The 12,351-nt window shown below is 69.3% G+C and carries 15 protein-coding genes; 6 read left to right on the forward strand and 9 right to left on the reverse strand.

Features of this window, described 5'->3' with window-relative positions; translation table 11 throughout:
* Positions 1 to 48: 48 nt before the first annotated feature.
* The 5 genes from ncot_RS19330 to trxA all read left to right on the forward strand — a co-directional run bounded on the left by ncot_RS19330 (position 49) and on the right by trxA (position 4,849).
* Positions 49 to 1,854: a protein kinase family protein gene (locus tag ncot_RS19330; RefSeq protein ID WP_168619067.1), complete on the forward strand. Its 1,806-nt coding sequence runs from the start codon at positions 49 to 51 to the stop codon at positions 1,852 to 1,854.
* The gene (gene sigM / locus ncot_RS19335) at positions 1,851 to 2,516 is read left to right on the forward strand and encodes an RNA polymerase sigma factor SigM (protein ID WP_168619068.1); all 666 of its coding nucleotides are present in this window, start codon (positions 1,851 to 1,853) and stop codon (positions 2,514 to 2,516) included. The genes ncot_RS19330 and sigM overlap by 4 nt, the downstream gene beginning before the upstream one ends.
* Positions 2,517 to 2,536: 20 nt before the next feature.
* A complete protein-coding gene (locus ncot_RS19340) occupies positions 2,537 to 3,295 on the forward strand; it encodes a hypothetical protein (protein WP_168619069.1) in 759 nt (252 codons plus the stop codon).
* Positions 3,296 to 3,388: 93 nt separating this feature from the next.
* Positions 3,389 to 4,393 (forward strand): thioredoxin-disulfide reductase, encoded by a 1,005-nt coding sequence (gene trxB, locus ncot_RS19345; RefSeq protein WP_168619070.1) that lies wholly within the window; start codon positions 3,389 to 3,391, stop codon positions 4,391 to 4,393.
* Between the two features lie 129 nt (positions 4,394 to 4,522).
* Positions 4,523 to 4,849, forward strand: a complete 327-nt coding sequence (gene trxA, locus ncot_RS19350; RefSeq protein ID WP_277345770.1) for a thioredoxin — start codon at positions 4,523 to 4,525, stop codon at positions 4,847 to 4,849.
* A 34-nt stretch (positions 4,850 to 4,883) separates the two neighbouring features.
* Here trxA and ncot_RS19355 read toward each other — a convergent pair whose 3' ends face one another.
* On the reverse strand, positions 4,884 to 5,561 hold the full coding sequence (locus ncot_RS19355; RefSeq protein WP_168619072.1) for a GNAT family N-acetyltransferase: 678 nt from the start codon (positions 5,559 to 5,561) through the stop codon (positions 4,884 to 4,886).
* Positions 5,562 to 5,670: 109 nt separating this feature from the next.
* Here ncot_RS19355 and ncot_RS19360 point away from each other — a divergent pair, with 109 nt between their 5' ends.
* Complete coding sequence (locus ncot_RS19360) at positions 5,671 to 6,444, forward strand: lysophospholipid acyltransferase family protein (RefSeq protein WP_168619073.1); 774 nt, start codon at positions 5,671 to 5,673, stop codon at positions 6,442 to 6,444.
* 114 nt (positions 6,445 to 6,558) lie between these two features.
* Here ncot_RS19360 and ncot_RS19365 read toward each other — a convergent pair whose 3' ends face one another.
* The 8 genes from ncot_RS19365 to rpmH form a co-directional block, all read right to left on the reverse strand.
* Entirely contained in the window at positions 6,559 to 7,680 is a 1,122-nt protein-coding gene (locus ncot_RS19365) for a ParB/RepB/Spo0J family partition protein (RefSeq protein WP_168619074.1), read from the reverse strand.
* Positions 7,677 to 8,654: a ParA family protein gene (locus ncot_RS19370; RefSeq protein WP_277345771.1), complete on the reverse strand. Its 978-nt coding sequence runs from the start codon at positions 8,652 to 8,654 to the stop codon at positions 7,677 to 7,679. Before ncot_RS19370 ends, ncot_RS19365 begins: the two co-directional genes overlap by 4 nt.
* Before the next feature lie 113 nt (positions 8,655 to 8,767).
* On the reverse strand, positions 8,768 to 9,439 hold the full coding sequence (gene rsmG / locus ncot_RS19375; RefSeq protein ID WP_240937988.1) for a 16S rRNA (guanine(527)-N(7))-methyltransferase RsmG: 672 nt from the start codon (positions 9,437 to 9,439) through the stop codon (positions 8,768 to 8,770).
* Positions 9,440 to 9,536: 97 nt separating this feature from the next.
* Positions 9,537 to 10,034, reverse strand: coding sequence for a R3H domain-containing nucleic acid-binding protein (locus ncot_RS19380; RefSeq protein WP_168619076.1), 498 nt, complete (start codon positions 10,032 to 10,034; stop codon positions 9,537 to 9,539).
* Positions 10,035 to 10,063: 29 nt separating this feature from the next.
* Positions 10,064 to 11,053 (reverse strand): membrane protein insertase YidC, encoded by a 990-nt coding sequence (gene yidC / locus ncot_RS19385; protein WP_168619077.1) that lies wholly within the window; start codon positions 11,051 to 11,053, stop codon positions 10,064 to 10,066.
* On the reverse strand, positions 11,054 to 11,326 hold the full coding sequence (gene yidD / locus ncot_RS19390) for a membrane protein insertion efficiency factor YidD (RefSeq protein ID WP_168619078.1): 273 nt from the start codon (positions 11,324 to 11,326) through the stop codon (positions 11,054 to 11,056).
* Entirely contained in the window at positions 11,323 to 11,664 is a 342-nt protein-coding gene (gene rnpA, locus ncot_RS19395) for a ribonuclease P protein component (RefSeq protein ID WP_168619079.1), read from the reverse strand. Before rnpA ends, yidD begins: the two co-directional genes overlap by 4 nt.
* A gap of 24 nt (positions 11,665 to 11,688) precedes the next feature.
* Positions 11,689 to 11,826, reverse strand: coding sequence for a 50S ribosomal protein L34 (gene rpmH / locus ncot_RS19400; RefSeq protein ID WP_057322304.1), 138 nt, complete (start codon positions 11,824 to 11,826; stop codon positions 11,689 to 11,691).
* Positions 11,827 to 12,351: the final 525 nt, after the last annotated feature.

Below are 12,351 nucleotides of genomic sequence, written 5' to 3' on the forward strand. Positions count from 1 at the left end.
ACCCGAAGGAGCTCATCCAGGGTGCTGGAAGGGGAGGAGGGGGCGTTCGTGCCGACACGTATGGGGCCGGGCGAGGTCATCGTCGACCGCTATCGCCTCATCGACCTCCTCAACGAGGCCCGCGGCGCCCACTTCTGGCTGGCCTGGGACAACATCCTGGCCCGCCACGTCGCCCTCCACCTGATCAACGAGGACGACCCACGCGCCGAGGAGCTGCGCGCGGCGGCCCGACGGTCCGCCACCCTGCTCGACCGGCGGATGCTGCGGGTGCTCGACATCGGCACCTTCGCCGACACCTGCTACGTGGTCAACGAGTGGGGCCAGGGCGTGTCGTTGAACAACATGCTCGCCGAGGGCCCACTGGCGCCGCGTCGCGCGGCCTGGGTGATCGGCGAGGTGAGCGAGATGATCGCGCACGCCCACGCCGCCGGGGTGGCCCACGGCCGACTCGTCCCGGAGAACGTGATGATCGACGACCGGGGGGCGGTCAAGGTGATCGGCTTCGCGGTCGACGCCGCCCTGCACGGCCTCCCCGAGGGGCGCACCACCACCGAGGTGGTCGACCTGGCCGGACTCCTCTACGCCGCGCTGACCGGCAAGTGGCCGGGCATCTCCACCTCCACGGTGAAGCCCGCGCCGCAGGAGCACGGCAGAGCCCTGCGTCCCCGTCAGGTCCGTGCGGGGGTCCCGCGCATCCTCGACACGCTGTGCGACGAGGTGCTCAGTCCCTACCCCGGTCCCCACGACCACGGCTACGACTCGGCCGCCGCGATCGCCGCCACCCTGATGGAGTACGTCGGCGACCCGGCCGCGATGGCCGAGGCGGAGGCCGCGCACACCCGCGGCAACACCCACCCGCGGATCCCGAGGATCGAGGCACTGGTGCTGGCCCCGGACCCGGAGCCGAGCCCCCGGGCCGAGCCCGAGCCCGAGCCGACGCCGGAGCCGACCCCCGAGGCACCCCCGCCCACCCCCACGCCCGCCGAGGAGACCGTGGCCGGCGTTCCCGTCTTCGACGACGACATCGAGGACCTCGCCTGGCTGCAGAAGGATCCCGAGCCGGCACCTCCGCCGCCACCGTTCGAGGAGGCTCCCGAGCGCCCGCTCTTCGCTCCCGAGCCGGCGAACGGCGAGGCCGCCCGTCGCACGCGACCGGGAGCCGACGCCGCCACCGGCTACTGGCCGTGGGAGACCGGCACCGGCTCGGTGCCGCCCTCGTTCGACGCGGAGGAGGACACCGAGGACGACACCGTCCCCGGGCGCAACTGGATGCGGACGGCGTGGATCATCGCCGCGGCCCTGGTGATCCTGGTGGTGTCGATCTATGCCTTCAACCGCGGGCGCAGCACCGACTCCTCCGATCCCGCCGACGACTCCGGCACGGCCTCGCGGACCGACGGCACGATCTCGACGATCAAGGTGGCCGGTGCGCGCGACCTCGATCCGTGGGGCAGTCCTGCGCAGGAGAATCCCGAGGACGTCGGGTTGGCCGTCGACGGTGACCCCGGCACCTCGTGGCAGACCTCGGGCTACCTGCAGGACTTCGGTCCGGACGGCCTCAAGCCCGGGGTCGGCATCGTGCTCGACCTGGGCCGCAACCACCTCGTCCGCAACGTCGTCGTCCGCGTCGGCGCCGACCCGACGGCGATGGACCTCTACGTCACCTCCGGCACCACGGCCCCGACCCGGGTGGACGACCTCACCCCGGTGGCCACCGGTGTCTCGTCGGATCGGCGCGTCCAGCTCAGTCCCGAGGAGGACGTCACCGGCCGCTACGTCGTGGTGTGGTTGACCTCGGTTCCCCACGAGGACAGGTTTCGTGGACGCATCGCCGAGGTACAGGTCCGGGGATGACCCGGACCGACCTGGAGCTGTTGCGCGCGCACGTCGACGGTGATCGTGACGCCTTCGGGGAGCTGTTCGCGCGCCACCGCGACCGGCTCTGGGCGGTGGCGCTGCGCACCATGGGCAACCCCGAGGAGGCGGCCGACGCGCTCCAGGACGGCCTGATCTCCGCGTTCCGCCGGGCCGACGGCTTCCGCGGGGACGCCGCGGTGACGACCTGGCTGCACCGCGTGGTCGTCAATGCCTGCCTCGACCGGATCCGCAGCAACAAGGTGCGCGCCGCGGACGCGTTGCCCGACGACCTCGAGGAGCACGCCGGGCGCGGGGCGCTGAGCACCTCCGACGATGCCGCCACGCCCGAGCAGGCGGCCAGTGACTCCGAGCAGCGGGCGGTGGTGCTGGACGCGCTGCGCACCCTGCCCGAGGAGCAGCGCGCCGCCCTCGTCCTGGTCGACATGGAGGGGTACGGCGTCGCCGAGGCCGCCGAGATCCTCGAGTGTGCGGTCGGGACCATCAAGTCACGCTGCGCTCGGGGGCGGGCCAGGCTGGCGCCCCTGCTGGGCGTCCTGCGCGCACCGGAGGTGACTCCCCCCACGCCGGGGAACCCGCCCGGCCCCTCGGCCGTCCCATCAACGGATCCTTCCCGCGGGCCACCCCGACGACCGGCGTGATGCAGTGTCCCTTCCCACCCGTGACCGCGACCCCAGGAGGTGAGTCCCCGTTGACCGAGCCCGAGCTGAGCGACGCCGAGCAGGAGGCCGTACGCCGCCTGCTGGCCGCCGCGCGCCACGACGAGCCGATGCCGGCCGATGTCGTCGCGCGCCTCGACGGGGTCCTCGCCGAGCTGTCGGCCGAGACCGGTTCTCCCGGCACCGACGAGGTCGTCGCGATCGGCACCGACGAGGTCGTCGCGATCGGCTCCGCGCCGTCACGACGGCCCCGCCGCTGGCCGGCGTACCTGCTCTCCGCGGCGGCGGTCGTGGCGATCGGTTTCGGGGTGAGCCAGATGATTCCCAGCGCGCAGCAGTCCGGCTCCGGCGACGCCGACTCGGGCGTTGCGGAGGACGCCCGGCCCAGCAGCGGCGCGGGCAGTGGGAGCCAGGACTCGGTCCGTCCGCCGTCAGAGGCCCCGAACGCTGCCGAGAGCGCTCCCGGCTACGCCGCCAAGTCGGTCCCGCTGCCCGACATCAAGGGTCTCGAACCACGCCCCCGGACCCAGGAGCTGAAGGACGCCCAGCGATCGGAACGCAGCGCACTCCGCCTGGCGCAGCGGTGCGTGCCCCACGACGTACCCCCTGACAGCCTGGTCCGCCCGGCCAGCTTCCGCGGCAAGGACGCCGTCGTCCTCTACCTGCCGCCGACGCCCTCGGAGCGCCGGGTCGAGGTCTACGTGTGCGGCTCCGACTCGGAGCAGCCGGTGCGTTCCCTCTCGCTGCCGCTCGAGGAATGATCCACCTCTAGGATCGGTTGTGCAGGGACGTACCGTTCCAGCACCCGGGTTTTCCAGCCCCGATCGACGACAGGCCAGGGAGGCCACCGCACCATGAGCAACGACGTCCGCAACGTGATCATCATCGGCTCCGGGCCGACCGGCTACACCGCAGCCGTCTACGCCGCCCGTGCCAACCTGCAGCCCCTGCTCTTCGAGGGGTCCGTGACCGCCGGCGGCGCGCTGATGAACACCACCGAGGTGGAGAACTTCCCCGGCTTCCGGGACGGGATCATGGGCCCGGCACTGATGGACGAGATGCGAGCGCAGGCCGAGCGCTTCGGCGCTGAGCTGATCGCCGACGACGTCGTCTCGGTCGACCTGACCGCGTCGCCCAAGGTGGTGCGCACCGCCGACGGTGAGTTCCTCGCCCGCTCGGTGATCCTCGCCACCGGCTCCGGCTACCGCAAGCTCGACCTGCCCAACGAGTCGGAGCTGTCGGGCCGCGGAGTGTCCTGGTGCGCCACCTGCGACGGCTTCTTCTTCCGCGACCAGCACATCGCCGTGGTCGGCGGCGGGGACTCCGCCGTCGAGGAGGCCACCTTCCTGACCCGCTTCGGCTCGAAGGTGACCCTGATCCACCGACGCGACGAGCTGCGTGCCTCCAAGATCATGCAGGAGCGCGCCCTGGCCGACCCGAAGCTCGACATCGCCTGGAACTCCGAGGTGGCCTCGATCAACGGCACCGACGGCCTCGAGTCCCTGACCCTGCGCGACACCGTGACCGGTGAGGAGCGTCAGCTCGACGTCACCGGCCTGTTCATCGCCGTCGGGCACGACCCGCGCTCGGAGCTGCTGACCGGCCAGGTGGACCTCGACGAGAACGGCTACGTCCTGGTCGACCACCCCTCCACCCGCACCAACATCGAGGGCGTCTTCGCCGCCGGCGACCTGGTCGACCACCACTACCGCCAGGCGATCACCGCTGCCGGCACTGGTTGCTCGGCCGCACTCGACGCCGAGCGCTACATCGCCGACCTCGACCACGCCGCTGCCAGTGCCGAGACGGCAGTCGAGGCCGAGGCCGTCATCGAGGCCGCGCAGACCGCCGGAGCCTGACCGCTGGGCCCGCACGTCGGGCCGACGTCTGCCGCCGCGGGAATGATCGTCGGTGGCTTGCTGTTCCATCAGAGCAACACCAGTCCAAGCTTCCAGCCCGGACAGCCCGGGAACCAGAAAGGGATAACCGTGGGCAACATTGCAGCCGTGACCGACGCCGAGTTCGACGCCGAGGTCCTCAAGTCAGACAAGCCCGTCCTCGTGGACTTCTGGGCCGAGTGGTGCGGCCCGTGCCGCCAGGTCGCCCCGATCCTCGACGAGATCGCCGGAGAGCACGGCGACAAGCTCGGCTTCTTCAAGCTCAACGTCGACGAGAACCCCGTCACCCCGGCGAGCTACCGCGTGACCGGCATCCCCACGATCAACGTCTACCAGAACGGTGAGGTCGTGAAGTCCATCGTCGGCGCCAAGCCCAAGGCTGCGCTGCTCAAGGAGCTCGACCAGTTCATCAACTGAGTCGATCCCGGCCCGGTCCTGATCGGTCCGGTCCTCATCGGCCCAGTCCTGATCGGCCCAGTCCGCTTCGCGCCGGAGGCAGTCCCCCAGGGGCTGCCTTCGGCGCTGGTGATTTCGGACGTACGACGCCCAGCACACGCTCGATCGCCAGCTCCACCTCGTCCTTCCAGGTCAGCATCGACCGGATCTCCATCCGCATCCGCGGATGGACCGGGTGCGTCCGGTGCGTCTTGAACCCGACGCTGGCCAGGAACCCCTGGGGCACCACGCAGTGACCGAACGGTCCGCTCCGGGTGGAGGCAAAGGCCTCGACGGCCTGCACGTCCCCGCGCTTGATCAGGTCCTTGGCCAGGCCCTGGATCAACAGGCGTCCGATGCCGTGCCCGCGCCACTCCGGGTCGACGTACGCCGTGGTCAGCAGCACGGCATCCGGTGAGACCGGCGCCGTGGGGAAGTTGCTCGCCCCCGGGACGTAGCGAGTCGGCGCCCAGACCACGTGTCCGACCGGTTCGTCGTCGACGAGGGCCACCCGCCCGCAGGATCCCCAGTCACGCAGCACCTCCGAGAGCCAGGCCTGCTTCTGCTCGACGCTCTCGTCGTCGTCGAGGCGCTGTCGGCGCACCGGGTCCAGCTCCCAGAACAGGCAGCGTCGACAGCCGCTCGGCAGTCCGTCCAGGTTGTCGAGCGTGAGCGGAACCGTCCTGCGCGACATGGGCTGCCTCGCTTGCTCGTGGGTGTGCGTTCTCAGATGGGGTGCTGGCGGTGCACGATGACCACTGATGCTCCATGCTAGTGCTTCCACCACGTCGAGGAGAGCTCCGTTGCGCGACTTCACCTACCCGCCGATCATTGCCACCGCAAAGGTGGCCTTCCGGGCGCTCGGACTGCGGTTCACCTTCTCCGGTGCCGAGCACGTGCCGCGCAAGGGTGGGGTGTTGCTGGCCTGCAACCACATCGGGTACGCCGACTTCGTCTTCGGCGGTCTCGCGGCGAACCCCTCCGGCCGCAAGGTCCGGTTCATGGCCAAGAAGGAGATCTTCGACCACCCCGTCGGCGGACCCGTGATGCGGTCGATGCACCACATCGAGGTCGACCGGGGCGAGGGCATCCAGTCGTTCCACGACGCGGTGCGCTACCTGAAGGAGGGTGAGGCGGTCGGGATCTTCCCGGAGGCCACGATCTCGCGCTCGTTCCAGATCAAGGAGATCAAGTCCGGTGCCGTCCGGATCGCGGCCGCGGCCGGCGTTCCGCTGCTGCCCGTGATCATGTGGGGCACGCACCGACTGATCACCAAGGACCACCCCAAGGACTTCTCGCGCGGAAAGACCATCGCCTTGGCCGTCGGCGAGCCGATGTTCCCCACGGGCAAGGACCCGGTGTCGGAGACTGCCGAGCTGAAGCGCCGGCTCGAGGCCTTGCTCGACGAGACGATCCGCAGCTATCCCGCGGAGGAGCAGCCCGAGGGCGCGTGGTGGCTTCCCGCTTCCCACGGTGGCTCGGCGCCGACCCCGGAGGAGGCCGAGCGCCTCGACATCGCGGAGAAGAAGGAACGCGCGGCCCGTCGGGCGGCCAAGCGCGCCGCCAAGAAGGGCTGAGCTGGCTCGCCCGTCCCACCGGGCCCTCGCAGCTCCCGCGCGGACCCGGGATTGCGACGTTTATAGACCTAGCGATCTGTCGTCTTGTCGCTTTGTCGACAAAACGACTTGTGGCTAGATCGGCCTGTCGCTACGGTTGCGCGGGTCCATGATGTCCATGATCCGCCGCAGGTCCTCCATGGAGGCGAACTCCACGGTGATCTTGCCCTTGCTGCGGCCAAGGTCGACCTTGACCCGCGTCTCCAGTCGGTCGGAGAGCCGATCGGCCAGCTCGCTCAGGCCGGGGGCGGACGGCTTGCTGCGCTGCGTGCGGGGACCCTTGCCACCGTGGTCACCGACGGCAACGATCTCCTCGAGTCCACGGACGCTGATGCCCTCGGAGACGACCCGCTGGGCGAGCCGGTCCTGGATGTCGGGATTCTCGACCGCGAGCAGCGAACGCGCGTGACCCGCGGAGAGCACCCCGGCGGCCACCCGACGCTGGACAGCCGGCGACAGCTTCAACAGGCGCAGCGTGTTGCTGATCTGGGGGCGGGAACGGCCGATCCTGCTGGCGAGCTCCTCGTGCGTGCACTCGAAGTCCTCCAGCATCTGGCCGTACGCCGCCGCCTCCTCCAGGGGATTGAGCTGCGATCGGTGCAGGTTCTCCAGGAGCGCGTCGCGGAGCATGTCGTTGTCGTCGGTCTGGCGAACGATCGCCGGGATGACGTCGAGCCCGGCCTCCTGCGAGGCGCGCCAACGACGCTCACCCATGATCAGCTCGTAGGCGGGCTCACCCTTCGCGTCATCCTGCGCGAGACGGCGTACGACGACGGGCTGGAGGAGCCCGACCTCGCGGATCGAGTGGACCAGCTCCGCCATCGCCTCCTCCTCGAAGACCTGGCGGGGCTGGCGGGCGTTCGCGGTGATGCTGGTCAGCGGCAGCTCGGCGAAGTAGGCCCCGGCGACCAGCGCGGGCTCCTCGACGGAGTCGGCGGGCGCGACGTCCTGGCCGTCGGCGGCAGCCGAGGGGTCGGCCGCGGGAGCGGACGACGACGTGGACGCCGCCCGATCCGACCCGTTGGTCGGCGTGGCGCCACCCGATCGCAACGGAGTGGCGTAGGAAGAGGAGGACGAGGCGGCATCGGACGCGTGGTCGTCCCTGCGTGCCTCGGGCTCCTCGACCACGGGGCTGGTTGGGATCAGCGCGCCGAGTCCTCGGCCCAACCCGCGTCGCTGCGTCTGCTTCTGGTTCATGGCTTCGCTCCCTTGGTCGCCACCTCGCGCGCGGCCTCGAGATAGCTGAGTGCGCCTGGTGATCCCGGATCGTAGGTCATCACGGTCTGGCCGTAGGACGGGGCCTCCGAGACGCGCACCGAGCGGGGGATCGACGTCTTCAGCACGGTGTCGCCGAAGTGTTCCCGCACCTCGTCCGCCACTCCCGCCGCGAGCCGGGTGCGAGCGTCGTACATCGTGATCAGGATGGTGGAGACCTCGAGACGGTTGTTGAGGTGCTTCTTGACCATCTCCACGGTCTCGAGCAGCTGGCCCAGACCCTCGAGGGCGTAGTACTCGGCCTGGATCGGGATCAGCATCTCCTCGCCGGCGACCAGTGCGTTGAGGGTGAGCAGCCCCAAGGACGGCGGGCAGTCGATCAGCACGTAGTCGAATCGATCCTCGCCGGCCTCCTCGCCCCCGACGAGCGGATGGGCGTTGATCGCCTTGTGCAGGCGGCTCTCGCGGGCCACGGCGGAGACCAGCTCGATCTCCGCGCCCGCCAAGTCGATCGTCGCCGGGACGACGAACAGGTTCTCCAGGTCACCACTCTGCTGGGCGACCTCCTGCAGGGGAGTCCCGTCGACGAGCATGTCGTAGGTGCCCGGGATGCCGCGATGGTGGTCGATCGAGAGCGCGGTGGACGCATTCCCCTGGGGGTCGAGATCGATCAGCAGGACCCGCTGGCCGAGCTGCACCAGCGCGGCCGCCAGGTTCACCGCCGAGGTGGTCTTGCCGACGCCGCCCTTCTGGTTGGCCACCACCATCACGCGAGTGCGAGCCGGTCGACCGACCGAGGAGCGGCCGTACGCCGTACGTCGAGCCAGGATGGAGTGCTCGGTGGCCCGGGCCAGCGGCGTGGTCTCGTCCTGGAAGCCCGGCGTGTTCTCGGCCAGGTCCGCGGCGGTCCGTACGACGAATCCCGGTGCCGATGAGGACGTTTCACGTGAAACCACGGGACGACCTTCCTGTGGATAGTGGTCCTGCTTCTGTGGAGAACCACGCTCAGCAGACGGCAAATTGCCGGTGGATAACTATTTCTCGGGAATGGTGCAAGCGCGGACTGCGCTCAGCGACGACCGCCGCTCCGCTGGCCCTTTCGACCCCCAGCACCCGAGTTCTTCTTCTTGCTCGCGGACGTGGCCGGAGCGACCAAACCTACCCTCCGACCCTCCGCCCATGCCACCCTCACCGCAAAAGTCTCAGGGTCGATCACGCCGGTGCCCAAGGTGAGTGGTTCCGGCTCGGTGCAGTGGAACCGGGAGAGGACGGTCCGAGCCACCTCGATCTCCTCGGAGAGCGACGATCCCTTCATCGCCACCAGCTGACCGTGGTCGGCGACCAGGGGCATCGACCACTCCAGCAGCCGGTCGAGGGGCGCCACGGCACGTGACGTCACGATGTCGAAGGTTCGCGCCCCGTGCAGCACCTCGGCGCGGCCGCGAACCACCTCGACCGTGTCCAGCCCGAGCTCCTCGACCACCTCGGACAGATAGGTCGTCCGTCGCATCAGTGGCTCCACGAGCGTGAGCCGCAGGTCAGGTCGAGCCACGGCGAGCACGAGGCCCGGCAGGCCCGCACCGCTGCCGATGTCACACACCGTAGAGCTCTCAGGGATCGCCTCGGCGAGGACGGCACAGTTCAGCAGGTGACGCTCCCACAGGCGGGGCACCTCCCGTGGACCGATCAGGCCACGCACTGTTCCCGCGTCGGCGAGGCTCGCGGCGTACGCCTCGATCAACGGCAGGCGCTCCGATGAGAAAACCCTCCGGGCCACATCCGGCGTGGCCGGCGGCGCGGAGGGTGTTTCACGTGAAACCACGATCAGGACGTCACATTCACGCCGGGAGAACGACGACGTGGCGGCGAGGCTCGACGCCCTCGGACTCCGAGCGGCATCCGCCCTCGGCGACCGCATCGTGCACCACCTTGCGCTCGAAGGGCGTCATCGGGTCGAGGGAGACCGGTTCGCCGGACTCCTTCACCTGCGCGACCGTCGCCTGGGCCAGCTTCACCAGCGTCGCTCGCTGGTCGGCCCGGTAGCCGCTGACGTCCAGCATCAGGCGAGAGCGCTCACCGGTCTCCCGGTAGACCGCGAGACGGGTCAGCTCCTGCAACGCCTCCAGGACCTCACCGCGCGAACCGACCAGCTGGCTGAGGTCGGCGCCGACGATGGAGACCGCGGCCCGATCGCCCTCGACGTCCATGTCCAGGTCGCCGTCGAGGTCGGCGATGTCCAGCAGCTCCTCGAGGTAGTCGGCCGCAATGTCGCCCTCGTGCTCGAGGCGCTCGACACGAGAGGGGCGGGCCTTCTCCTCGGTCACTTCGTCAGTCACGTGTGGAACTCCTTGGTTCTCGGTTTCGATCAGGAACGATTGTTCGGGGGGTTCTTCTTCTTGGTGTTCCGCTGGCTGCGCGTCTGCTTCTTGGGCTGGACACGGGGCTGGGCCTTCGGCTCCTCCGTCGCGGCAGCCGTCTCGTTGAGACCGTCAACCTGCACCGGGGCACCGCTCTTGAGCGCCTTGCGCTCGGCCTTGTGCTTGTCGCGCTCGGCCTTGGCCTCGGCGGCGGGCGTGCCGGGCACGGGGTTGTTGCGGATCACGTAGAACTGCTGGCCCATCGTCCACAGGTTGGAGACGGTCCAGTAGATCAGGACACCAATCGGGAAGGCGACGCCACCGATCGCGAAGACCACCGGCAGCACGTAGAGCATCATCTTCTGCTGCTGGGCGTAGGGGCCGGTCATCGCCGAGGCGGGCATGTTCTTCGTCATCAGCTGGCGCTGGGTGGTGAACGTGGTCACCAGCATCGCCAGCACGAAGAACAGCGCCAGGACCTGGAGACCGTGGTCGCCGTCGGCCTTCAGGAAGGTGCCGGCGATCGGCACGCCGAACAGCTCGGAGTTGCCGAACTGCTTGGCCAACGTCTCGTTGAGGACACCGTGCGCCTTGCCGTGCTTGGCGGCCTGGTCGAGCAGGCGGAACAGCGCCAGGAAGATCGGCATCTGGAGCAGGATGGGCAGGCAGGACGCGAACGGGTTGGTGCCCGCCTCCTTGTAGAGCGCCATCGTCTCCTGCGCCAGACGCTCACGGTCGTGGCCGTACTTCTTCTGCAGCTCCTTCACCTTCGGCTGCAACAGCTGCATGTTGCGCGAGGACTTGATCTGCTTCACGAACAGCGGGATCAGTGCGGCCCGGATGACCAGCGTCAGGCCGACGATCGACAGCGCCCAGGCCGCCCCGGAAGCCGGGTCCATGAAGGTGCTGAACAGCTTGTGGAAGCCGACCAGCACGACGGAGATCACGTAGTACAGCGGCACCATGATGAAGTGGCCGATGTCGCCGATGAAGGACACTCAGACTCCTTGAAGAGGGCTGTGAGGGGTGGTGGGGTCATCCTCCACCGGGGTGGAACGAGCAGGGGGGACCGGGTCGTAGCCCCCTGCGGACCACGGGTGACAACGGGCCAGGCGGCGTACGGCGAGCCAGCTGCCGCGGATGGACCCGTGTCGGGTCACCGCCTCCAGCGCGTAGGCCGAACAGCTCGGGTGGAAGCGACACACCTGACCGTACAGGGGACTGATCAGCAGTCGGTAGGCCTTCAGGAGCCCGATGAGCAGGTACTTCATGGCGCCACCCGGGCCAGGCAGTGGGTCAGGTCGTCAGCCAGGCGATCGCCGGACGCGTCCGCGGCGGCCGGCAGGGCCCTGACCACGAGCACGCCAGAATCCGGGAGCTGCGCGAGCAACTCCCGGACCAGATGACGTAGACGACGTCGCACTCGATTGCGGGTGACCGCGTTGCCGACTGCCTTGCTCACCACGAATCCGACGCGGGCCGGATCAGTGGTGGGGCCGTCGGCCACCCAGAGGTGGACGACGAGCGTCTTCGAGCCGGCGCGGCGGCCCTTGCGAGAAGCGTTCCGGAAGTCGTCACCCGAGGTGAGGCGGTTCTCCCGGGGCAGCAAGGCCGCGCAGATTCAGCAGCAGGCTCAGACAGCGAGCTTGCCGCGGCCCTTGCGACGACGCGAGGACAGGATGGCGCGGCCGGCGCGGGTCCGCATGCGCAGGCGGAAACCGTGCACCTTGTGACGGCGGCGGTTGTTCGGCTGGTAGGTACGCTTGCTCACGAGCTTTATCTCCCCTGGAGGATGGGTTCAGGACAGTTGGTCCGGCTGGTCTGCACCGCCGATGCCCAACACGACGGGCAGCTCTGTTTCGGCTGGCACCGCCCACCCACGCAAGGCCGGCCAGACGGATCTGGCCGGACAGTCGTGGACATGCGGCACCGGTCGACACCGGGGGTGACCAAGCAACGGTACGCGTTGCTCGAAGAGGGGGTCAAACCCAGCCGCCCACAACCTGTGGATGACGGGTTGATCCGGGGGCCCTGCCCTTGTTACGTTCAGGACCACCGAGGCTCCCCGACACCCCCGCACGGCCAACTCCGGAACCGCCGAGTGACCCCCGTCACAGAGTCCCGAAAATGCCCTCTGACCAGCAGGAACTGTGAAGAATGCGGGCGGTGGGCCAAGCCTGTGAGAGCGTTGTCCACAGCGACGGTCCGATCCTCACAGCCTGTGGACAAAGCTGTGGAGAAATTGTTTCAGGAAACGGACAGGCGTTGACCTCGGTGGTCATGTGTGACGCAATCG

Source organism: Nocardioides sp. JQ2195 (assembly GCF_012272695.1).
Lineage (GTDB): Bacteria > Actinomycetota > Actinomycetes > Propionibacteriales > Nocardioidaceae > Nocardioides.